Origin of the sequence: Kribbella sp. NPDC004536 (assembly GCF_042873835.1) — a bacterium.
In the GTDB taxonomy this organism is placed as follows: domain Bacteria; phylum Actinomycetota; class Actinomycetes; order Propionibacteriales; family Kribbellaceae; genus Kribbella.
Map to the genome: position 1 here is coordinate 838,943 of NZ_JBIALY010000003.1, position 21,927 is coordinate 860,869.

Below are 21,927 nucleotides of genomic sequence, written 5' to 3' on the forward strand. Positions count from 1 at the left end.
CACATCAGAGGCGCACCCGATGCCAGGTCCGAGCGCCCGACTTCAGCACCGCGCCGTCGGCCAGCGACACCAGAGCAGCCGGATCCGCCACCCGGACGCCGTCGACGGACACCGCGCCCTGCCGCAGCAGCCGCCGCAGCTCGGAGTTGCTGGCGGACGGGTGCGCGAGTCGCAGCAACTCGAGCGCGGGCAGCTGCTCCTCGCCGACCACGAGCTCCGGCAGCTCCGCCGGCTCCGCCCGATCGGTGAACGTACGCCGGAACGCATCGAGCTCGGCCTTCGCCGTCCCCGCGCCGTGGTACCGCGTCACCACGGCCGCCGCGAGCCGCAGCTTCGCGTCCCGCGCCGCCGGACCAGTCGCGTCCGCCAACGCCGCGACCGTCTCCAGCGGAAGCTCCGTGTACACCCGCGCGTACGCCTCGACGAGCGAGTCCGGAATGCTCATCAGCTTGCCGAACTTGTCCCGCGGGCTGTCGGTCAGCCCGATGTAGTTGTTCAGCGACTTCGACTGCTTGGCGCGGCCATCGATTCCCGGCGTGATCGTGGTCGTGATCACGGCCTGCGGCGGCGCCCCCAGCCGCTGCTGGAAGTGCCGCCCGAGCTGCTCGTTGAACAGCTGGTCCGACCCGACGATCGTCAGGTCGCTGTCCATCGCGAAGCTGTCGTAGCCCTGCAGCACCGGGTACACGAGCTCGTGGACCGCGATCTCCCGACCGGCCGCGACCCGGTCCCGGAACATGTCCCGCGCCATCAGCTGCGCATGCGTGACCTGCGCGAACAGGTTCAGCAGGTCCGCGACGGGCATCGCGTCGTACCACTCGGAGTTGCGCCGTACCTCGAACACGTCCGGGTCCGTCCGCAGTACCAGCGACACCTGCTCGAGGAACGAGGCCGCGTTCGCGTCGATCTGCGCGGGGGAGAGGACCGGGCGGGTCTCCGAGCGCCCGGTCGGGTCGCCGACGCGGGTGGTGAGGTCGCCGAGCAGGAACACCACCCGGTGCCCGAGGTCCTGCAGCTGACGCATCATCCACAGGTTGACCGCGTGCCCGAGATGCAGGTCCGGCGCGGTGCAGTCGACGCCGTACTTGATCCGCAGCGGCCGGCCGGACTCCAGCCGCTCGCGCAGATCGTCCTCGCCGACGATCAGGTCGGTGGTCCGTCGTAACCGGTCGATCACAGCATTCATGAGGTTCCTCTCAGGTCGAGGCACCCGTGCGGACCAGTGCCTCCGGCAAACGGAAAGAGGCAGGAACCGGACGGGTTCCTGCCTCGGAGGCTCTGGGCGCAGCGACGACTAGTGGCCGGCTCCTCCCAGAGCCGGTCGATACGTCACGCTGTGCTTGGTCACACCGTGAGGCTAGCAGGCGCCGTACGGCGCTCGGAACCGGATTAGGCTCGCTCCGTGAGCGACGAGCGGGTGGTACTGGTGGACGACGGCGGGAACGCGATCGGGACCGAGGCGAAGGCCGCGGTCCACCACGCGGCGACGCCGTTGCACCTGGCGTTCTCCAGCTACGTCGTCGACACGGACGGCCGGGTGCTGCTCACGCAGCGGGCGTTCGGCAAGGTCACCTGGCCGGGCGTCTGGACGAATAGTTGCTGCGGGCACCCACTGCCGGGCGAGCCGCTCGAGCACGCGGTCCGGCGCCGGCTCGCCGACGAGCTGGGCATCGTCGTGGACTCGGTCGACCTGGTGCTGCCCCGGTTCCGGTACCGCGCCGAGATGCCGACCGGCATCGTCGAGAACGAGATCTGCCCGGTCTACCGGGCGTGGTGGACCGGCGACCCGACGCCGAACGCGGCCGAGGTCGCGGACTACCGCTGGGCGACCTGGGAGGAGGTCCGCGCGCTGCACGACCTCTCGCCGTGGTGCCTTCTGCAACTGGGCGAACTCACCGGCGACCCGGTCGACTGGCCGGTCGCGGACCCGGCCCGGCTACCACCCGCCGCCCAGATCTGACTCCAGCAGATCACCGTGTACGGCGACCGCAACCGTCGAGGCATGCCCCGCCGCCCCGATCGCGAGCAGCGCCGGCGCAGCTGTCGTACCGACCGCGTACACCCCGGGAACCGTCGTACGGCCACCCTCGTCGACCACGACCGCTCCGTCGGCGACCTGGCACCCGAGCCGCTCGGCCAGATCGCTCTGCTGATGCTGCCGCACCACCACGAACACCCGCCGCGCCGCCAGCGTCTCGCCGCCAACGAACCGCACGCCTGACCCAACCGAGGCGACCCGCTCGGTCCGTACCTTGACCCCGGCCACCGCGAGCCGATCCAGCTGCGTCCCCGTCAGCACATCGCCGTCGGTGCACAGCACGACGTCGTCGCTCCAACGGCTCAACAGCAACGCCCGCGCGACCGACCGATCCGGCGCTCCCCGGAGCCCCAACTGCACGAGCGGCTGATCCCGCACTTCCCACCCATGGCAATGCGGGCATGCCACCACCGACTGCCCCCAGCCGTCGGCAACCCCAGGTACGTCGGGCAGTTCGTCCCACAACCCCGTCGCCAGTACGACGGCCCGTACGCGCACCCCGTCCACGACGAACCCGTCGTCCTCGAAGGTCACGTCCTCGACCCGGCCGGCCCGTACCTCGACGCCGTACTCCGCCACCTGCCGGCGTCCCACCGCGAGCAACTCCTCCGGTGAAACCTCGAGAGCGCCCAGGTAGTTGTGGACGTGCGACGCTGCCCGGTTCCGCGCCTGCCCGTCATCGAGCAGCAGAACCTCTCGTCGCGCCCGCCCCAACGTCAGCGCCGCCTGCAACCCCGCCACACTTCCACCGACCACCGCGACATCCATGCTGTCATGATACGAGACGACTGGTCTCATAATCTGAAATTCGCTGGCCGCGACCAACCGCTGGACCGCCTAATGACCAGGTGATCCGGATCAGGCCCGTCGAGACCGACGCCGACTACGAGGCCTGGCGCCAGGTGCGCCTCGCCGCCCTGCCGTACGAGCGCGCGCCCAGCGTCGCCGAACTCCGCAAGGCCGAATCGCCGCAGCGGCTGGTGGTACTCGCCGAGCTCGACGGCGAGGTTGTCGCCCACGGCAGCTCCGACCGCTCGAACGAGGCGGACCGCGCCGCCGTGGTCGCCCGGGTCCGTCCGGAGGCGCGCCGCCAGGGAGTCGGTACCGCGCTGCTTCGGATGCTGACCGAGCACGCCGAGAGTCAGGGCTACACGATCGCCGGCTGCACCATCGACGACGACGGTTCGGTCGCGTTCGCGAAGCGCTTCGGTTTCACCGAGTTCAAGCGCCAGGTCGAGCAGGTCCGCGAGATCGGCGCCGAGCCGTGGCCGGTCGTACCGCCCGAGTACGAGGTCATCCCGGTCGCGGAGCGTCCCGAACTGTGGGCCGCGGCGTACGAGCAGGTCGCGATCCCGACGCTGCCCGATCTCGACACGACGTCGCCGATGCACGTGACGCCGGAGGAGTGGGCGACGGAGTGGATCAACGAGCCGGCTTCGACGTTCCTCGCGGTGGTCGGCGACCGGGTGATCGGCCTCGCCGGGCTGTTGCTCGACACCGACAAGCCCGAGCGCGCCGAGGTCGCCTACACCGCGGTCCACCCGGACTGGCGGGGCAAGGGTGTCGCGTCGACGCTGAAGCGGACGAGCATGGCGTGGGCGGCCGAGCACGGCATCACCGAGATCTACACGTGGACCCAAGAGGGCAACGGCAACATGCGGCGGCTGAACGAGCACCTCGGCTTCACGTACCGGACGATCAGCGTCAACGTCCGCGCGGACCTACCGCTGCAGTTCCCGGAGCAGCTCGGGTCCTGACCACGACCGACGGTCGGTCTCGGCCGCGCGGATCAGGTCGACCAGCTTGCGGTTCACCGGTGCGTCGCGGTCGAGCGACGATGCGAGCCGTACGACCTCGCCGTTGAGGTAGTCGATCTCGGTCGGCCGGCCCGCCTCCAGGTCCTCCCACATCGAGGTCCGGGCGAGCGGATCGACCGCCAGTACCTTGCTCGCGAGCCGGCGGAACAGGAAGTCGGGCAGCCGCAGTACCGAAGGAAAGCGGTGCATCGGTACGGCGAGGAGCTGCGCCGGGCGGATCCCGGCCGCGTCGAGCAGCCCGAGCGCCTCCGACTGCGCCGCGGCCAGGCAGCGCCGATACGCACGCTGCGAGAGCTCGTCGCGCAGCGGCAGGTCGGACAGCGCGTTGATCGGGTTGTTCAGGTTCAGCAGGAGCTTCGACCACTGCACCGGCAGGATGTCGTCGTGCTGGGTCAGCGGGAGGCCGGCCCGCTCGAACGCGTCGACGTACGGCTCCAGCGCGGCATCGCGTTGTACGTCGAGCTTCCCGGCGGTGCCCTGGTGGAATGCGCCACCGCCCCGGTTCAGGACGTTGAACGGGACCATCCCGGTCACCACGACCTGTTCGGGCAGCCGCTCCCGGAGCACGTCGGCGTTCCGGACGCCGTTCTGGAAACTCACCACAACCGCGCCCGGCTTGAGCACCGCCGCGAGCTCGTCCGCCGCGACCGGGGTGGCCGCCGACTTCACCGTCACCAACACGAGGTCGGCGTCCGCAGCTCCGGCGGGTGTCGTCTCGAACCGGACGTCGTCGACCCGCAGATCCGCGCCGAGATAGTCGGTCAGCCGCAACCCGTGCACCGCCACCTCGGATGCCATCCGCGCCCGCCCGACAAACGTCACCGGCGCACCCGCCGCTGCCAGCCGGCCACCTACATAGCAGCCAATACCCCCGGCACCGTAGATGGCGATCATGGGGACAAGGTACCTAAGGACAGGAGGTGTGCACGGCCAATTCGTATTGCCCGGTCCCAGCGGGCCAATTGGACGGCACACCTCCTGTCCTTCGGTCAACCAGGGGGAAACCCGACCAAGGACCCCTGGAAGTCAGTGCAGCCGGACGCGTGGGTCGAGTACGGCGTAGGCGATGTCGACGAGGATGTTCGCGACGACCACCGCGGCCGAGGCGAACAGGACGATGCCGATGATCACCGGCAGGTCTTGCTGGTTGATCGCGACCACCGCGGTCTGTCCCAGTCCCGGCAGGCTGAACACGGTCTCGGTCACGACCACACCGCCGATCAGCTGCCCGAGGTCGATGCCGAACTGCGTCACGACCGGCGTCAGCGCACTGCGCAGACCGTGGACGTAGATCACCCGGCTCTCGCGGATCCCCTTCGACCGGGCGGTCCGGATGTAGTCCTCACCGAGCACGTCCAGCATCGAGCCGCGGGTCAACCGGGTATAAGTTGCCGCGAGCAACAAGGCCAACGCGACCCAGGGCAGTACCAGGTGCTGCACCCACGGCCCGACTCCGCCGGTCAGCGGCGCGTACCCGCCGGCCGGGAACCAGTTGAAACCGGCCAGCGTGAGCCGGAAGTACAGGAAGTACAACAGCAGCAGGCCGAGCAGGAACGACGGGAACGAGTAGAAGAACAGCGAGAACAGCGTCAGCCCACGGTCCGCGAGCGACCGCGGGTGGGTCGCCGAGACGACCCCGTTGAACACGCCCAGCAGCAACCAGAGAACGGCTGCACCGAGCGCCAGCGACACCGTGATCGGCAGTGCCTGCCCGATGATCGTCGTCACCGACACCTGGTGGTAGTAGTCGTACCCGAGGTTGCCCTTCAGCGCGTTGCCGAGGAAGTGCAGGTACTGCTTCCATACCGGCAGGTCCAGGCCCAACCGGTGTTTGATCAGCGCGATCGTCTCCGGCGTACCCTGCCGGCCCGCGAGCGTCTGCGCCACGTTGCTCGGAGCAACGAAGAACAGGGCGAACACCGAGACGCTGATCAGCCACAGGACCAGCAGCCCGTGGCCGATCCGTCGTACCAGGAACATCCCCATGATCAGGTCCGATCTGCGCGGGGGTCGAAGGCGTCCCGGACCCCGTCACCGAACAGGTTGAAGGCGAGCGTGGTGATCAGCAGCGCCAGACCCGGGAACAGGATGAACCACCACGCGGTCGTGTAGTAGTTCTGCGACTCGCTGATCATCCCGCCCCAGTCGGCCGTGGGCGGCGGCAGGCCGAGTCCGAGGAACGACAACGTCGCCTGCGTGACGATCACGACCGGGATCAGCAGCGTGGTGTAGACGATCACCGGCGCGATCACGTTCGGCAGGACGTCGACGTACATGATCCGGCCGTCGCCGGCGCCCAGCGAACGGGCCGCCTCGACGTACTCGCGCTCACGGATCGACAGCACCTGACCGCGGACGATCCGGGCCACCGACGCCCAGCTGAAGAAGCCGATCACCAGCACCGTCACGGTCAGGCTCGGGCCGGTCACCGACACCAGTGCGATCGCGACCAGCAGGAACGGCACCGACAGCACGACGTCGATCAGCCGCGCCAGGATCGTGTCGACGATCCCCCCGAGGAACCCCGCGGCGAGCCCCAGCACGACTCCGATCGCGACCGTGATCGCGGTCGCGATCACGCCGACCAGCAGCGAGATGCGGGCGCCGTACGCGATCCGCACCAGGATGTCCCGGCCGAGGTCGTCGGTGCCGAGCCAGAACGTGCCGTTCGGCCCGCGCGGCAGGCCGTCCGGGGTGAGCCCGATGTCGCGGTACTGCTCGTTCGGCGGATGCCCGGTGACGGAGGCGAACACCGGCGCCAGGATCGCCATCAGCACGATCAGCAGGATCACGACGAGCGAGATCATCGCGACCTTGTCCCGGCGCAGCCGGCGCATCGCGAGCGAGAACGGACTGCGCCCTTCGATGGCCTTGGGCTCGTCGACAACATCGACCATTTCGATAGCGGCGGTCATGATGCCTTCAGATCAGGGACTGCGGTGGACAGGTCCTCGCCCACCGTCAACGGGTAGAAACAGGCGGTGCGGTGCTGGTAGGTGTCGTCCAGCACCGGCTCCAGCGGTGGTACCTCGGCCGCGCAGTCGAGCTTCGCCTTCGGGCACCGGGTGTGGAACCTGCACCCCTCCGGCGGGTTCGTCGCGGCCGGGATGTCGCCACCGAGGATGATCTGCTCCCGGCTGTCGGCGGTGTCCGGGTCGGCCACCGGCAGCGCGGACAGCAGTGCCCGCGTGTACGGGTGCCGGGTCATCCCGAACAGCTGGTCGGTCGGGGCCAGTTCGACGATCTTGCCCAGGTACATCACGGCGATCCGGTCGCTGACGTGCCGGACCACGGACAGGTCGTGGGTGATGAAGACGTACGTCAGGTTCAGCTCCTGCTGCAGATCGGCCAGCAGGTTGATGATCTGCGCCTGGATCGACACGTCCAACGCGGAGACCGGCTCGTCGCAGATCACCAGCTTCGGCCGCAGTGCGAGCGCCCGGGCCACCCCGATCCGTTGCCGCTGGCCACCGGAGAACTCGGCCGGGAACCTGTTGTAGTGCTCGGGGTTCAGCCCGACCAGCTCCATCAGTTCCTGCACCTTCTTCTTCCGTTCGTTGCCAGAGGCAATGTTGTGGATGGCGAACGGGTCGCCGATGATGGAGCCGACCCGGCGACGCGGGTTCAGCGAGCCGTACGGGTCCTGGAAGATCATCTGGACGTCGCGGCGCAACGGCCGCATCGCCTTCCGGGACAGCTTGGTGATCTCCTGGCCCTCGAACCACACCGAGCCCGACGTCACGTCGTACAGATGGGCCATGCACCGCGCCAGCGTCGACTTCCCGCAGCCGGTCTCGCCGACCAGCCCGAGCGTCTCGCCCTTGTGCACCTCCAGCGAGACACCGGCGACGGCCTGGACCACCTCCTTCGAATGAGTGGGGAACTCCTTCCGGACGTCGTCCACCTTGAGCAGTACTTCGTTGTTCACGATGCGACCGCCTCGTTCACGTTGTGGGGAAGCCAGCAGGCGGACTGGTGGCGCGGATCGCCGCCGACGTTCAGCAGTGGTGGGGTCTCCGTGCACTTCTCGAACACGTGCGGGCAACGGGCCGCGAACGGGCAGCCCTTGGGCAGGTTGATCAGGCTGGGCGGAGTCCCCGCGATCGGGGTCAGCCGGTCGCCGCTGCGCGCGGGCAGCGAGGCCAGCAGGCCCTGGGTGTACGGGTGGTGGTTGCGGTAGAAGATGTCCCGCCGCGGTGCCCGTTCCATCACCGCGCCGGCGTACATCACCACCACCTCGTCGGCCATCTCCGCGACCACCCCGAGGTCGTGGGTGATCAGGATGATCGCGGTACCGAACTGCTCCTGCAGCCGGCGCATCACGTTCAGCACCTGGGCCTGTACGGTGACGTCGAGCGCGGTGGTCGGCTCGTCCGCGATCAGCAGCGCCGGGTCCAGGGCCATCGCCATCGCGATCATCACCCGCTGCCGCATCCCGCCGGAGAACTGGTGCGGATAGTCGTCGATCCGCTCGGCCGCCCGCGGGATGCCGACCAGCGTGAGCAGTTCGGCGGCCCGCTTCCGGGCCGCCTGCTTGCTGATCTCCAGGTCGTGCGCGCGGATCATCTCGACGATCTGCCAGCCGATCCGGTACTGCGGGTGCAGGCTGGACAACGGGTCCTGGAAGATCATCCCGATCCGGGCGCCGCGCAGCCCGCGCAGCGTCCGTTCGTCCGCGGTGATCAGGTCGGTGCCGTCGAAGAACGCCGTACCGGAGACCTTCGCGCCCCGGGTGAGGCCGGTGATGGTCTGGGTGGAGACGCTCTTGCCGGACCCGGACTCGCCCACCACGGCGAGCGTCTGGCCGGCTTCCACGTCGTACGACAACCCCCGGACGGCACGGACCGTGCCGTCCGGAGTGTCGAAGGAGACCTTGAGGTCCCTCACCTCAAGCAGTGCCATGAGGTCAGCCCTGCTTGGCCTTGTCGAGCCATACGTTCGTCGGGTCGAAGTTCTGCATCGCCGGTACGTAGTTCGCGTTGTGCACCTGCGCTGCGTGGTAGTTCGGGTTCTTCGGGTTGGTGAGCGGGAAGAACGGCGCGTCGGCCATCACCTGGGCGTCGGCCTTGGCCCACAGGTCGGTCGCCTGGTCCTCGGTGGTGGCCTTGGCGGCCTGGTCGATCAGGCTGTTGGTGGCCGGGCTGTTGTACAGGCCGAAGTTGCTGCCGATCGGCGGGTACGACGGCTCGCCCGAGAACAGCGGGTTGAAGAACGACAGGGCCGCGTTGCCGTACCAGTCGGCGCCCCAACCGGCCAGCGACAGATCCCAGACGCCGCGGTGCGCGACGCTCGGTACCTGCAGGTACTTCACGTAGAAGTCCGCGTTCGGCGACGGTACGCCGGTGACCGTGATGCCGGCCTTGGACAGGTCCTGCTGGACCGTCTGGAAGGCCTTGCTGCTGCCCTCGGAGGCGTTCCGGTACAGGAACTTCAGCGTCAGGTGCGGGAAGCCCGCCTCGGCCAGCAGTTGCTTGGCCTTGTCGACGTTGTACGGGTACGGGTCGATCTGCTTCGAACCGACGATGTTGTCCGGCAGCACGTGCGTCAGCGGCGGGTTGATGGTCGGGCCGCCGAGCACCTGCAGGATGTGGTCACGGTTGATCGCGTAGCTGATCGCCTGTCGCACCTTCGGGTTGGCGAGCGCCTTGTTGTTGTTCGGCGACACGGTGTTGTAGATGACGTACGGATTGCTGGACGCCGTCATGCCGAGGTTCAGGTTCTTGTCCTTCTTGGCGATCAGGGCCGGCAGTTGCGACGGCGGCGGTCCGGCGTCGAACTCCATGTCGGCGGCCGGGGTCCCGGTCTGCAGCTGCTGCTGGATCGAGTCCTGGCTGACCGTCTCGTTCACCACGATCTTGTCCACGTACGCCTTGCGGACCGGGTCGGAAGCGGCGTCCCAAGCCGGGTTGCGGGTGTAGGTGATCGACTTCGTCGGTACCCAGGAGTCGACCTTGTACGGGCCGTCGGACGGGAAGTGGTTGCCGAGGTCGGTGCTGGCCGGGAGGTAGTTCAGCGACTCGACCGGCGCCGGCGAGAAGGCCGGCAGCGTCAGCATGTCGACGAAGTACGTGGCCGGCTGGGTCAGGTGGAACACCACGGTGGTGTCGTCCTGGGCGACCACGCCCGGCAATGGCGTCTTGTCGATGTAGTCCTTGATCCCGGCGACCGTCTTCGCGGCCTTCCCGAAGCCGTCGCAGTACGCCTTGTACCCGTCGATCAGGGTGGCGAAGTCCGGGATGCCGCCGAACGGCTGCACCGGGTTGCAGGTCCGCTTCACGCCGCGGACCATGTCGGCCGCGGTCACCTGCCGGGCCGGCGTGGTGTCCCACTTGGCGCCCGGGCGGAGCTTGATCGTGTAGGTCTTGCCGTCCGCGCTCACCCCGCTGTTCGCGGTGGTCGGCATGTCCGTGGCCAGGTCGGCCACCGGCTTGGTGTTGTCGCTGCCGGGATCGGCCGGGTACGTGAACAGCTGGCGGCTCCACATCCGCAGGTTCAGGTAACCGATCGAGTAGTAGCTGACGTTGGGATCCATGTAGTCGACGTCACCGGTCCCGAGCATGTTCAGGGTGCCGCCGCTGACCGGGGTGCCGGCCGTGCTGGATCCGGACGGAGTGTTCCCGCCATTGCTGCAAGCCGCGAGTGCGATGCCCACCACGGCGGCAAGGGATACAGTGGTGAATTTCTTGGGCGCCAGCCGTCTTCTGGCCATTGGTCCTCCTCCGGGACTCGATAGGGCCGAAGCTAGGACTTCCGGGCGCGGCCGGAACCGGCGTGGCGGAAACCGTCAAACAGATGTCACCAGGCCCCCGCACGAACATGTCGGATTCATGACAACCGTTACCCGCGCTTCGACCGTCCGTGAGCGACACTGGACCCGTGGCACACAGCCTGTTGCTGGTCGACGACGAACCGCGGATCCGGCGGGTACTGCGACTTGCGCTCGAGGACGAGGGGTACGAGGTCGCCGAGGCGGCCAACGGGTACGACGCCCTGGCCGCCCTGCGCCGGCAGCCGCCGGACGTGGTGCTGCTGGACCTGATGCTGCCGGACCGGGACGGTTTCACGGTCTGCCGGGAGATCCGCCGCGCCAGCGACGTCCCGGTGATCATGGTGACCGCCCGCACCGACAGCCACGACGTGGTAGCCGGACTCGAGGCCGGCGCCGACGACTACGTGACGAAACCGCTTGTTGCCAAGGAGTTGTCGGCCCGGATCCGGGCACTGCTGCGCCGGGTCGAGCCCGGGAACGCGCGGCAGCCCGCCCTGATCGAGGTCGGTGACCTGCACATCGACGTCCCCGGGGCCGAGGTGACCCGGGACGGCGAGACGCTGCCGCTGACCCGGACCGAGTTCAAGCTGCTCGCCGAACTGGCCGGCGCCGAGGGCAAGGTGCTCAGCCGCGAGCAGCTGCTGTCGAAGGTCTGGGGCTACGGGTACTTCGGGGACAGCCGGATCGTCGACGTGCACGTCCGCCGGCTGCGGCTGAAGATCGAGCGCGACCCGGCCAGCCCGAAGCACCTCGTCACCGCCCGCGGCCTGGGCTACCGACTGGTGAGCTGACCTTGCTGGGACGGTTCACGCTCCGGGGGCGGGTGATGCTGGCGTACGGCCTGCTGGCACTCGGACTGTCGACCGTACTGGCGATGGTGACCTGGGGCGTGGTCTCGCAGTACCTGACCGAACAACGCGAGCAGTCCGCGAAGTTCGTCACCGAGGACAACGCGGCCGCGCTCCGCTTCGGGCTGTACGGTCCACCGAAGCCGTGCCAGCCGGCCCGCGAGCACGTGGAGTGCCCGACTCCCACGCTGCTGGACGGCGTGACTCCGATGGAGGTCCTGAACAGCCTGCCCTCCACCGATGCCGCGGCGTCGATGCTCTACCTGGACAACCACTGGTACGCGCTGACCGGGCAGCCGTCCGACCTGCCGCCGGACCTGATCCAGACCGCGGTCGCCGGTACGGCGGCGCAGGACCGGATCGAGGTCGGCGGGCAACCGGTACTGGCGGTCGCCGTACCGATGGGGATCAAGGGCGACGCGTTCTTCGAATGGCATCCGCTGGGTGCGCTGGACGACACGCTGCAGACGTTGCGGTACACGCTGATCGCGGCGGCGATCGCGACCACCCTCGTCGGTCTCGCGGTCGGCCGGCTGGCCAGTACGGTCGCGCTCCGGCCGCTCGCGGAGCTGGCCGGGGTCGCGGATGCTGTTGCCCGCGGCAAGCTCGACGCCCGGCTGCAGGCGGAGAACGACAAGGACCTCGGCGGCCTGGCCCGCTCGTTCAACCAGACCGCGGCCGACCTGGAGCGACGGGTCGCGGCGGACGCCCGGTTCGCCGGCGACGTCAGCCACGAGCTGCGGACGCCGCTGATGACGATGCTGAACTCGATGCAGCTGATCCAGAACCACCGCGACGAACTGCCGGCCGCGGTGCGCGAACCGGTCGAGCTGCTCGGCGACGACCTGGACCGGTTCCGCCGGCTGGTGATCGACCTGCTGGAGATCTCCCGCGACGACGGCGGCGACCGGGGCAGCCGGGAGATCGTCCGGATCGCCGACCTGGTCCGGGCCGCGGCCGACGCGGCCGCCGGACGTGAGGTGACCGAGGTCGAGCACGAGGCCGAGGGCCTCACCCTGCAGGCGGACAAGCGGCGGCTCGAGCGCGTGGTCGCGAACCTGGTCGAGAACGCCGAGGACCACGCGGGCGGGTGCAAGGGCGTCGGCGTCCGGACCGGCGGCCTCGGCGTGGTGATCACGGTCGACGACGCCGGCCCCGGGATCGCGGTCGAGGACCGGGCCCGGATCTTCGAGCGCTTCGGCCGCGGCGAGACCTCCGGCCGCGGTCGCGGGGTCGGGCTGGGCCTGGCGATCGTCGCCCGGCACGTCCAGTGGCACCACGGCATCATCCACGTCACCGAGCGCCCGGGCGGCGGCGCGCGGTTCGTGATCGAGCTGCCCGCAAAAACCAGCTGACGGCTCTTGCCCTGCCCGGCTACCTTTGGGCACATGGCTACTTGCCTCTGTGTCTAGCTGACGCACTCACTCCCACAGGTGAAGTGCGTCCACTAGTATTCACGGAGAGTAACCATTATGATCACCGTTCGCGGTGTAGAGATTCGCGTCGCCGCCCAGCTGCTGCTGGCCGGCATCACGTTCACTGTCGGTCCGGGCGACCGCGTCGGGCTCGTCGGCCGCAACGGCGCCGGCAAGACCACGCTGCTGAAGACCCTGGCCGGCGAGGCCCGTCCCGCTGCCGGGCAGATCGCCGTCACCGGTTCGATCGGGTACCTGCCGCAGGACCCCCGGGCGGCGGATCCTGCGATCACCGTCACCGACCGGATCCTGTCCGCCCGCGGCCTCGACGACGCCGTCCGCCGGTTGCGCGCGGCCGAGACCGCGATGAGTACGGCCACCGGCGAGGCCCAGGAGCGCGCGATGACGGCGTACGCCCGCGCCGAGGCAGCCTTCCAGGCCGGTGGCGGGTACGCGGCCGAAGCCGAAGCGGCGCGGCTCGCGGCCGGGGTCGGGCTGCCCAACCGCGCGCTGGAGCAGCCGATCGGGGAGCTGTCCGGCGGGCAGCGCCGGCGGGTCGAGCTGGCCCGGATCCTGTTCGCGCAGCACGACACGTTGCTGCTCGACGAGCCGACCAACCACCTGGACGCCGACTCGGTGCTGTGGCTGCGGCAGTTCCTGCTGTCGTACCCGGGCGGCCTGATCGTCATCAGCCACGACCGCGAGTTGCTCAAGGCAACGGTCAACCGGGTCTTCCACCTCGACCCGCAACGGCTGACGATCGACCTGCACAACACCGGCTGGACGAAGTACCAGGAGCAGCTGGCGTCGGACGAGCGGCGCCGGCAGCGCGAACGGGCCGTCGCCGAACGGAAGGCCGCGGTCCTGCACGCCCAGGCGGCGAAGATGCAGGCGGGTGCGACGACCGCGGTCGCGGCGCGGAACATGGCGCGGCGTGCGGACAAGCTGCTGTCGGACCTCGAGCCGGTACGACGGGCGTCCCGGGTCGCCAAGATCCGCCTCCCGGCACCGGCGCCGTCGGGACGTACGCCGCTGACCGCGGTCGGCCTGAAGAAGTCGTACGGCGCCCTCCAGGTGCTGAACGGCGTCGACCTGGCCGTCGACCGCGGCAGCCGGGTCGTCATCCTCGGGCTGAACGGTGCCGGCAAGACGACACTGCTCCGGCTGCTCGCCGGGCGGGAACAGCCGGACGCCGGTCGCGTCGTACCAGGTCACGGGCTGCGGCTCGGGTACTTCGCGCAGGAGCACGACACACTCGACCTGGCCGGGACCGTACGGCAGAACCTGGCCGCGGTCGCGCCCGGTCTGACCGACGGCGAGGTGCGGAACGTGCTCGGGTCGTTCCTGTTCAGCGGCGACGACGTAGACAAGCCGGCCGGGGTGCTGTCCGGCGGCGAGAAGACCCGGCTGGCGCTGGCCGGGCTGGTCCACTCGAGCGCGAACGTCCTGCTGCTGGACGAGCCGACGAACAACCTCGACCCGGCCTCGCGGGACGAGGTACTCGGCGCGGTCGGCAGCTACCCGGGCGCGATCGTGATGGTCACCCACGACGAGGGAGCCATCGAGTCGCTCCGCCCGGACCGGGTGCTGATCCTCCCGGACGCCACCGAGGACCTGTGGTCCGACGAGTACCTGGACCTGGTCTCGCTGGCCTGAGTTCGTTGCGGCTCAACCCTGGGGTTGAGACCTGGGATCCACCCGGGTCTCACCTCCGGGCTGACGTCTGCGCGGCCGGATCCGAGGAGTGTTGGCACCAACAACGAAACTCCTCGAAAGGAACTGAGATGTCGGCCGTAATCGGAATCCTGATTGGCGTGCTGGTGCTGGTACGGGTGATCGGCCGGCAGGTGACAGGCTCGCTGGTCACGCAGAAGTCGCTGTTCCTGATGCCCGCGCTCCTGCTGGGTGTCGGCGTCCTCTCGCTGTCCTCGGTCGTGCACACCGCGACCGTCGGCGAACTTGCCTTCCTCGCCCTCGAAGGGGTGGTGCTGATCGGCCTCGGCTTCGCCCGCGGCGCCAGCATCCGGCTGACCCCGACCGACCAGGGGCTGTTCCAGAAGGGCACTGCCGCGACGCTCGTCCTGTGGCTCGTGACCATCGGTCTCCGGATCAGTACGTCGGTCGCCGCCGCCGCGCTCTGGCCGCACAGCCCGGTCGGCCAGGCCTCGATCGCCGTCACCATCGGCCTCACGATCGGCGCCCAGAACGCGATGGTCTACCGCCGCTCGCTCGCGATGGACGCGCCGCTGGCCGCGCAGCGGGCATGATGTGAGCATGAGTTGGACGCTGTCGGGCCAGGTACGGGACTCCTCCGTGCCTGGCCTGCTGCTGCGGGCGGTACCCGGGGTGATCGCGATCATCTCGGTGCTGGTCGCGGCCCGCGGCCGCGACGTCCAGCGGCTGCCGTACTGGGCGATCGTGGCCCTCGGCGTGATCGTTGTACTCAGCAACATTTCGCTGTTCGGGCTGCGGTACGGCACGCCGCCGGGGCGGGCCGGGTACGGGGTGCTGGTGTTCACGCTCGCCGGCTGCGCGCTCTGGTACGCGTTGCCCGCCAGCGCGATGATCGTGATCCCGTTCTGGGCCAGCCGCGCCGCCGTCCGGTACTTCCGCGCGCAGCCGCTCGAGTGGGTGATCGTTGCCATCAGCATCGTCGGGACGAGTGTGCCGCTGTACGTGACGACACGGTCCGTGCCGGCCGCCTGCGGTGCGGCCTTCGGAGTGGTCGCGCTGACGCTGGCGGCGATCAACCGGCGGTCGCGGGAACAGCGGTTGGAGGACCTCGAGGTGTCGCTGGCGCGCAAACAGGCCGCGATCGAGGAACACGAACGGGCCGCGGCGCTGGCCGAGCGGGCGCGGATCGCCCGCGACGTGCACGACGTACTCGCGCATTCCCTGGCCGGGTTGTCGCTCAGCCTGCAGGGTGCGCGGTTGATGCTGGTGCGGGACGGAGCGTCGCCGGAGGCGATCGAGCAGGTGACGCGGGCGCAGGGGCTGGCCGCGGACGGGCTGGCCGAGGCGCGGCGTGCGGTGGCGGCGCTGCGAGATGACGCGGTTCCCGACGTACGGGCGCTCGGCGATCTGGTGACGGCGTACCGGCTCGAGAGTGGGGTGGCGGCGTCCTTCGAGGTGGACGGTGCATCGCGCGAGCTGTCCGCCGAGGTTCTCAGCACGTTGTACCGGACGTTGCAGGAGTCACTCGCGAACATCCGCAAGCATGCTCCGGGCGCGCCGGTGCGGGTGCGGCTGTCGTACGGCCCCTCGGTCGTGTTGAGCGTCGACGACCAGCAGGAGAAGCGGCCGGACAAGGCTGCGCCGGGCGGGTACGGTCTGCTCGGGATGCGCGAACGTGCCGACCTGGTCGGCGGATCACTGGAGGCCGGCCCGACATCCACGGGCTGGCGGGTCGAACTGAAGGTGCCTGCGTGAGCGTTCGAGTGGTGGTCGCGGACGATCAGACCGTGGTGCGGGACGGGCTGGTCACGTTGCTGAAGTTGCTGCCCGGGATCGACGTGGTCGCGGCCGCGTCGGACGGCCGGGAGGCGGTCGCGCTGGTCGCCGAACACGATCCCGACGTACTGCTGGTGGATCTGCGGATGCCGGCGATGGACGGCGTCGAGGCGACTCGGCTGGTCCGTACGGAGCACCCGCGGACCGAGGTCGTCGTACTCACGACGTACAGCGACGACGACTCCGTACTGTCCGCCCTGCGCGCCGGTGCCCGCGGCTTCCTCACCAAGGACGCCGACGCCGAGTCCATCGGCCGGGCCTTGGAAGCCGCCGCCAACGGCCAGTCCATCCTGGACGCCGACGTCCAACGCCGCCTGATCGAAGGCGCCACCGCGAAACCGCCCACGGTGACCGACTCAGGCCTGACGCCCCGCGAACTGGAAGTCCTCCGCCTGATCGCCGAAGGCCTCTCCAACACCGAGATCGCCCGCCACCTGGTAGTCAGCGAAGCCACGGTCAAAACCCACATCAACCACCTCTTCGCCAAAGCCAACCTCCGCGACCGAGCCCAAGCCGTCGCCTACGCCTACCGCCTCGGCCTCGCCTGATCGCTGGTTCGTGGGGTACCGTGAATATATGAAGAGTTCTGCAGATGTGCAGCATGACTCGTGCAGTGTGCGGCTGGTGGACCCGGAGCGGGTGGCGAGTGTCAATGCCAGGATGCCGGGGGAGGACGACATCGTCGACACCGCCGACGTGTTCGGGCTGCTCGGGGACCCGCGGCGGCTGAAGCTGCTGGTCGCGCTGCTGGACGGGGAGTTGTGCGTCTGCGATCTCGCCGCGATCACCGGGCTGAGTGAGTCCGCGACCTCGCACGCCCTCCGGCTGCTGCGTGCGCACCGGGTCGTCGGCGTCCGGCGGGACGGGCGGAACGCCTTCTACCGGCTCGACGACGCGCACGTACGGATGCTGCTGGACCTCGCCGTCGCGCACACCGAGCACACCGACGCCATCCACCCCGAAAGGTCGGAAGCATGAGCGCTGGGCACGGGCACGGGCACGGACATGCCGTCAACGCGGACCGCAAACTCCTGAGTGGTGCGCTGGCGCTGATCCTCGGGTTCATGATCGCCGAGGTGATCGTCGGACTCGCGGCCGGCTCGCTGGCACTCGTCACCGACGCCGCGCACATGCTCACCGACGCGATCGCGATCGCCCTCGCGCTGCTCGCGATCCGGCTGGCCGCGAAACCCCCGCGCGGCGGCTTCACGTACGGCTTCAAACGGGTCGAGATCCTCTCCGCCCAGGCGAACGGCATCACGTTGCTGCTGCTCGCGGTCTACTTCGTGTACGAGGCGATCAACCGGCTGATCCACCCGCCCGAGGTCAAGGGTGCACTCGTGCTGATCACCGGCCTCGTCGGCATCGTCGTGAACCTGCTCGCCACCTGGCTGATCAGCAAGGCGAACCGTTCCAGCCTGAACGTCGAGGGCGCGTTCCAGCACATCCTGAACGACCTGTTCGCGTTCATCGCGACCGCGATCGCCGGTCTCGTCGTACTGCTCACCGGCTTCGCCCGGGCGGACGCGATCGCCGCGTTCGTGGTCGCCGTACTGATGCTGAAGGCCGGCATCGGCCTGGTCCGCGAGTCCGGCCGGATCTTCCTCGAGGCGGCGCCGACCGCGATCGACCCGCAGGCGCTCGGCGCCGAGCTGTGCGCGGTCGACGGCGTCGTCGAGGTGCACGACCTGCACGTCTGGGAGATCACCTCCGGCGAGCCGGCCGCGTCCGCGCACATCCTGGTCCAGGAGGGCCTGGACTGCCACCAGATCCGGATCCGGATCGAGCAGGTACTTGCCGACCGCCACCATCTGACGCACTCCACGCTCCAGGTCGACCACGCGTCGGAAGGCCGGATCGAGGAACACTGCAGCGACGCGCACGGCGTCGTACATCGGTCGGCTACAACCGTTGCGCCAGCACCTGACCGCGCCACTCCTCCGGCCCACTGAACTCGCTGAACGTCTCGGTGCGGGTGAAGCCCTGCCGCTCGTAGTACCGAACGAGCGCGCCGTCGCCACCGGCGAAGCAGTCCACCCGCAACAGACTCACGCCAGCTTCACGGGCCAGGTCGCGGGCGTGGTCGAGGAGTACGCCGCCCACGTTCTGCCCGGCGGAGGCCCGCTCGGAGACGAGCAGCCGTACGTACAGTTCCGGCTCGTCGACGGGCGGGATGTGCGGGAGTGCCGTACCGACCGCCAACGCCCCCACCACGCGCCCGTCCGCCTCGCCGACCCACAGCCCGCCGTCGTCCGCGAACCCGGTGATCTGCGCGACCCGCTTCGGACTCGTCGAGTGCAGCCGGGTGCCCCACTGGTCGGTCCGCCCGCGCGCGACCAGCCACATCGTCGCCCCGTCCAGCAGCGCCAGCACCGCCGGCACGTCGCCCCGCCCGGCCCGGCGGATCTTCATCTGCACGAATTCCAGAATAGTGTCGAAACGCGGACCACGGTCTCTACCTATTGGGTGTAGAGAGGAGCTCACCATGAGCAAGCTGGACAAGACGTTCACCGCACCGCTGCAGAAGAGCGACGCGAAGGGCGGCTGGACCTACGTGCAGATGCCGGGTTCGGCGGAGTACTTCGGAACCCGCGGACTGGTCAAGGTCCGCGGCACGATGGACGGGCACCCGTTCGAGAGCTCGTTCATGGCGCTCGGCGACGGCACCCACAAACTCCCCGTCAAAGGCACGCTGCGCACCTTGCTGGGCAAGCAGCCCGGCGAGGAGATGACCGTTCACCTGGAAGAGCGGATCTGATGAGAGTCACTTCCATTTGATCTGAGATCACCGTCACAGCCGGTCATGTTCTGAGTAAGGACTGTGTGAAGAATCGTTGCTGACCGGCTGCACGGGTGGGGCTGATCGCGGGCCGGACCGTACCGTCGGTTCTTGGGTGGTCCGACGAAGAGGAGTGAACGAAGTGCTACGGGGCTCATGGTGCATGCCGTTGGCATGCCCAACGGAAGGCGGTGCCTCGCGATCCCGCGCCTACTGCGCGGCACTCGGCACGGCACCTCGCCGCACGGGTGCAAAGGCCACGATGCTCCGCATCGAGACCTTCGCCCCCGCACGCCGATGCACCGCACCGAGCACCTGCTCGCGACGGCGCGGGATCGCGAGGCACCGCCTAGCGGAGCCGGTCTCGCTGTGACTGCGCTGAACAAGGTGCTCGGCGCTGCCGGGGTGGTGTTGCTGCTGGCCGGCGCGCTGCTCGGGTTCCGCACGGTCTCGGCGAGCGGTGCGAACTGTGGTTCGGCGTTCCGGCCGGCCGGTGGGATCACGCCGATGGCCTGCGACAACGCGCTGAACGGTGCGAGCACGCTGACCACGATCGTGATCATCGCCGGCGTCCTCTGCCTGATCGCCGCGGTCGCGGTCAAGGTCCTGCACGACCGCGGCCAGGAAAAGGTCGTCGCCTGACGGTCCGGTTGTGTCAGGGTGCCGGGATGACGATCGAACCGTTCCGGCTGGACGTGCCGGAGAGCGACCTGGACGACCTGCGGCATCGGCTGGACCTGGTGCGCTGGCCGTCGGAGCTACCCGACGCCGGCTGGTCCCGCGGTGTACCGCTGGCATACCTACAGGACCTCGTCGCGTACTGGCGTACGGGCTACGACTGGCGGGCTTGTGAAGCGCGTTTGAACGAGTGGCCCCAGTACACGACCGTGATCGACGGCGCCACCGTGCACTTCGCCCACCTACCGTCCGCGTCGCCGGACGCGCTCCCGCTGGTGATCACCCACGGCTGGCCGGGCTCGATCGTCGAGTTCACGGACCTCGCGCCGTTGCTCACCGATTTCCACCTGATCCTGCCGACGATCCCCGGCTTCACGCTGTCCGGCCCGACGCGGGAGGCCGACTGGGAGTTCAAGAGGGTCGCCCGCGCGTGGACCGAGCTGGTGACCCGGCTCGGGTACGAGCGGTACGGCGTACAGGGCGGGGACTGGGGTGCCGCGGTCTCGCGCGAGGTCGGGCGGATCGACCCGTCGCGGGTGGTCGGCGTACACCTGAATCTGATTCCGGGAGCGGGCGCGACGTCGGAGCCGACCTCGGAGGAACTCGCCGAGTTGTCCGGCGCGGAGCAGGAGCGGACCTGGGCGTCGTGGCGGCGGCAGCAGTCGTTCGCCTCGGAGCAGCAGGGGTATGCCGATCTGCAGTCGACGCGGCCGCAGACGCTCGCGTACGCGCTCACCGACTCACCCGTCGGGCAGCTGGCGTGGATCGCGGAGAAGTTCGCGACCTGGTCCGACGGTGAGATCGACCGGGACCTGCTGCTCACGAACGTGATGCTGTACTGGCTGACCCGGACCGGTGGATCGTCAGGTGCGATCTACTACGAGCGCGCCCACGCGTCGTACTGGGGTCAGCCGCCGGAGCCGTCGCGGACGCCGACCGCGCTGCTCGACCTCGCGCACGAGAACTTCATCCCGCTCCGGCATAAGGTCGAGCACACCGACAACATCGTCCGCTGGACGTCGCATCCCGACGGCGGGCACTTCGCCGCTCTGGAGCAGCCTCAGGTGTTGGCTGACGACATCCGGGCCTTCTTCACGGCTCTCTCGGCTCTCAAGGCTTGAGGATCAGCTTGCCGGTGGTGCGGCGGGCCAGCAGGTCCTCGTGCGAACGGCGCGCCTCCTCCAACGGGTACTCGGCTCCGACCAGTGGGCGGAGTTGTTTGCGCGCGGTCAGGTCGAGCATCGCGGCCAACGGTTCGGCGTACTTGCCGGGGAGGTCCATCGCGGGCACGAGCCAGAAGCCCGCGACCGAAAGGTTGCGCTGGGCAAGCGCACTCGGGTCGATCGGCGGCCGGCCTTCGCGGCCGGCGTTGCCGTAGTTCACCAGTCGCCCGAAGTCTCGCAGGCAGTCGAGACCGGCCTGCGTCGCCGTACCACCAGTCGGGTCGAGTACGACGTCGACGCCTCCCTCGGCCGCCGCCCGTACCCGCTCGACGTAGCCGTCCAGACTGTTGTCGACGGCAACATCCGCGCCGAGTTCGAGAGCGAGTTCGCGCTTCGCGGGCGTGGACGCCGCGGCGATCACCTGGCCGGCGCCGAAGTGCTTCGCGAGCTGGATCGCGAGCGACCCGACACCGCCCGCGGCCGCGTTGACGAGGACGGAGTCGCCGCACTCGAGACGGGCACTCTTCCGTAGTACGTGCCACGCGGTCAGGCCCTGAATGAGGAGGGCGAGCGCCTGCCCGTCGGAGACGTCGTCGGGTACGTCGACCGCGCGGTGCTTCGGCGCCACGGCGTACTCGGCGTACCCGCCACCGGTTTCGAAGATGGGGGAGAGGATGCGGCGGCCGTCCGTCGTACGGCCGACGATCTCGACACCCGGTACGAACGGGAGCGTGACGCCACCGCGGTACGAACCGTCGGTGCGGTGCGTGTCGGCGAAGTTCACGCCCGCGGCGGTCACCTCGACGAGCAGCTGGTCCTGGTCCGGGACGGGCGGGTCGAGCTCGGTGGGTACGAGTACTTCGGGGCCGCCGAACTCGGTGACCTGGATCGCGCGCATATGGGTTCCTGT

General features: G+C 69.3%; 23 protein-coding genes. 13 read left to right on the forward strand and 10 right to left on the reverse strand.

The features are described 5' to 3' along the window. Positions 1-4: 4 nt before the first annotated feature. Positions 5-1,186, reverse strand: a complete 1,182-nt coding sequence (gene tyrS / locus ACFYRU_RS29320) for a tyrosine--tRNA ligase (protein ID WP_387664236.1) — start codon at positions 1,184-1,186, stop codon at positions 5-7. A gap of 216 nt (positions 1,187-1,402) precedes the next feature. Between tyrS and idi the strand changes: the two genes are divergently transcribed. Then, positions 1,403-1,960, forward strand: coding sequence for an isopentenyl-diphosphate Delta-isomerase (idi, locus tag ACFYRU_RS29325; RefSeq protein WP_387664237.1), 558 nt, complete (start codon positions 1,403-1,405; stop codon positions 1,958-1,960). Here the strand turns inward: idi and ACFYRU_RS29330 are convergent. Beyond that, a complete protein-coding gene (locus ACFYRU_RS29330; RefSeq protein WP_387664239.1) occupies positions 1,937-2,806 on the reverse strand; it encodes an NAD(P)/FAD-dependent oxidoreductase in 870 nt (289 codons plus the stop codon). The two genes, idi and ACFYRU_RS29330, sit on opposite strands and share 24 nt — an antisense overlap. 80 nt (positions 2,807-2,886) lie before the next feature. Between ACFYRU_RS29330 and ACFYRU_RS29335 the strand changes: the two genes are divergently transcribed. Further along, the gene (locus ACFYRU_RS29335) at positions 2,887-3,795 is read left to right on the forward strand and encodes a GNAT family N-acetyltransferase (protein WP_387664241.1); all 909 of its coding nucleotides are present in this window, start codon (positions 2,887-2,889) and stop codon (positions 3,793-3,795) included. On the opposite strand, the gene ACFYRU_RS29340 is transcribed toward ACFYRU_RS29335, so the two are convergent. The 6 genes from ACFYRU_RS29340 to ACFYRU_RS29365 all read right to left on the reverse strand — a co-directional run bounded on the left by ACFYRU_RS29340 (position 3,760) and on the right by ACFYRU_RS29365 (position 10,564). Further along, a complete protein-coding gene (locus ACFYRU_RS29340; protein WP_387664242.1) occupies positions 3,760-4,749 on the reverse strand; it encodes a 2-dehydropantoate 2-reductase in 990 nt (329 codons plus the stop codon). The two genes, ACFYRU_RS29335 and ACFYRU_RS29340, sit on opposite strands and share 36 nt — an antisense overlap. A 132-nt stretch (positions 4,750-4,881) precedes the next feature. After that, complete coding sequence (locus ACFYRU_RS29345) at positions 4,882-5,841, reverse strand: ABC transporter permease (protein ID WP_387664244.1); 960 nt, start codon at positions 5,839-5,841, stop codon at positions 4,882-4,884. A gap of 2 nt (positions 5,842-5,843) precedes the next feature. Further along, the gene (locus ACFYRU_RS29350) at positions 5,844-6,770 is read right to left on the reverse strand and encodes an ABC transporter permease (RefSeq protein WP_387664246.1); all 927 of its coding nucleotides are present in this window, start codon (positions 6,768-6,770) and stop codon (positions 5,844-5,846) included. Continuing rightward, complete coding sequence (locus ACFYRU_RS29355; protein WP_387664247.1) at positions 6,767-7,783, reverse strand: ABC transporter ATP-binding protein; 1,017 nt, start codon at positions 7,781-7,783, stop codon at positions 6,767-6,769. The genes ACFYRU_RS29350 and ACFYRU_RS29355 overlap by 4 nt, the downstream gene beginning before the upstream one ends. Beyond that, positions 7,780-8,757, reverse strand: coding sequence for an ABC transporter ATP-binding protein (locus ACFYRU_RS29360; RefSeq protein ID WP_387664249.1), 978 nt, complete (start codon positions 8,755-8,757; stop codon positions 7,780-7,782). Before ACFYRU_RS29360 ends, ACFYRU_RS29355 begins: the two co-directional genes overlap by 4 nt. 4 nt (positions 8,758-8,761) lie before the next feature. Continuing rightward, on the reverse strand, positions 8,762-10,564 hold the full coding sequence (locus ACFYRU_RS29365) for an ABC transporter substrate-binding protein (RefSeq protein WP_387664250.1): 1,803 nt from the start codon (positions 10,562-10,564) through the stop codon (positions 8,762-8,764). A gap of 167 nt (positions 10,565-10,731) precedes the next feature. Here ACFYRU_RS29365 and ACFYRU_RS29370 point away from each other — a divergent pair, with 167 nt between their 5' ends. The 8 genes from ACFYRU_RS29370 (at position 10,732) to ACFYRU_RS29405 (ending at position 18,349) form a co-directional block, all read left to right on the forward strand. Beyond that, on the forward strand, positions 10,732-11,415 hold the full coding sequence (locus ACFYRU_RS29370) for a response regulator (RefSeq protein WP_387664252.1): 684 nt from the start codon (positions 10,732-10,734) through the stop codon (positions 11,413-11,415). Between the two features lie 2 nt (positions 11,416-11,417). Continuing rightward, on the forward strand, positions 11,418-12,827 hold the full coding sequence (locus tag ACFYRU_RS29375) for an ATP-binding protein (RefSeq protein WP_387664254.1): 1,410 nt from the start codon (positions 11,418-11,420) through the stop codon (positions 12,825-12,827). 117 nt (positions 12,828-12,944) lie between these two features. Continuing rightward, positions 12,945-14,543 (forward strand): ABC-F family ATP-binding cassette domain-containing protein, encoded by a 1,599-nt coding sequence (locus ACFYRU_RS29380; RefSeq protein ID WP_387664256.1) that lies wholly within the window; start codon positions 12,945-12,947, stop codon positions 14,541-14,543. A gap of 128 nt (positions 14,544-14,671) precedes the next feature. Beyond that, positions 14,672-15,154, forward strand: a complete 483-nt coding sequence (locus tag ACFYRU_RS29385; RefSeq protein ID WP_387664257.1) for a hypothetical protein — start codon at positions 14,672-14,674, stop codon at positions 15,152-15,154. Positions 15,155-15,161: 7 nt separating this feature from the next. Continuing rightward, positions 15,162-16,316 carry a sensor histidine kinase gene (locus ACFYRU_RS29390; protein ID WP_387664259.1) on the forward strand — a complete coding sequence of 385 codons (1,155 nt, stop codon included), beginning with the start codon at positions 15,162-15,164 and terminating at the stop codon, positions 16,314-16,316. Continuing rightward, positions 16,313-16,945, forward strand: coding sequence for a response regulator (locus ACFYRU_RS29395; RefSeq protein ID WP_387664261.1), 633 nt, complete (start codon positions 16,313-16,315; stop codon positions 16,943-16,945). Before ACFYRU_RS29390 ends, ACFYRU_RS29395 begins: the two co-directional genes overlap by 4 nt. A 28-nt stretch (positions 16,946-16,973) precedes the next feature. Next, positions 16,974-17,375, forward strand: coding sequence for an ArsR/SmtB family transcription factor (locus ACFYRU_RS29400; RefSeq protein ID WP_387664263.1), 402 nt, complete (start codon positions 16,974-16,976; stop codon positions 17,373-17,375). Then, entirely contained in the window at positions 17,372-18,349 is a 978-nt protein-coding gene (locus tag ACFYRU_RS29405; RefSeq protein ID WP_387664265.1) for a cation diffusion facilitator family transporter, read from the forward strand. The genes ACFYRU_RS29400 and ACFYRU_RS29405 overlap by 4 nt, the downstream gene beginning before the upstream one ends. Here the strand turns inward: ACFYRU_RS29405 and ACFYRU_RS29410 are convergent. Beyond that, positions 18,300-18,809 (reverse strand): GNAT family N-acetyltransferase, encoded by a 510-nt coding sequence (locus tag ACFYRU_RS29410; RefSeq protein WP_387666040.1) that lies wholly within the window; start codon positions 18,807-18,809, stop codon positions 18,300-18,302. The genes ACFYRU_RS29405 and ACFYRU_RS29410 overlap by 50 nt on opposite strands. A 73-nt stretch (positions 18,810-18,882) precedes the next feature. Between ACFYRU_RS29410 and ACFYRU_RS29415 the strand changes: the two genes are divergently transcribed. From ACFYRU_RS29415 to ACFYRU_RS29425, 3 genes are all read left to right on the forward strand, one after another. Beyond that, the gene (locus ACFYRU_RS29415; protein ID WP_387664267.1) at positions 18,883-19,155 is read left to right on the forward strand and encodes a DUF1905 domain-containing protein; all 273 of its coding nucleotides are present in this window, start codon (positions 18,883-18,885) and stop codon (positions 19,153-19,155) included. A 390-nt stretch (positions 19,156-19,545) separates the two neighbouring features. Next, the gene (locus ACFYRU_RS29420) at positions 19,546-19,818 is read left to right on the forward strand and encodes a hypothetical protein (protein ID WP_387664268.1); all 273 of its coding nucleotides are present in this window, start codon (positions 19,546-19,548) and stop codon (positions 19,816-19,818) included. Positions 19,819-19,844: 26 nt separating this feature from the next. After that, entirely contained in the window at positions 19,845-20,975 is a 1,131-nt protein-coding gene (locus tag ACFYRU_RS29425; protein ID WP_387664270.1) for an epoxide hydrolase family protein, read from the forward strand. Here ACFYRU_RS29425 and ACFYRU_RS29430 read toward each other — a convergent pair. After that, positions 20,965-21,915, reverse strand: coding sequence for a zinc-binding alcohol dehydrogenase family protein (locus ACFYRU_RS29430; protein WP_387664272.1), 951 nt, complete (start codon positions 21,913-21,915; stop codon positions 20,965-20,967). The genes ACFYRU_RS29425 and ACFYRU_RS29430 overlap by 11 nt on opposite strands. Between the last annotated feature and the right edge of the window lie 12 nt (positions 21,916-21,927).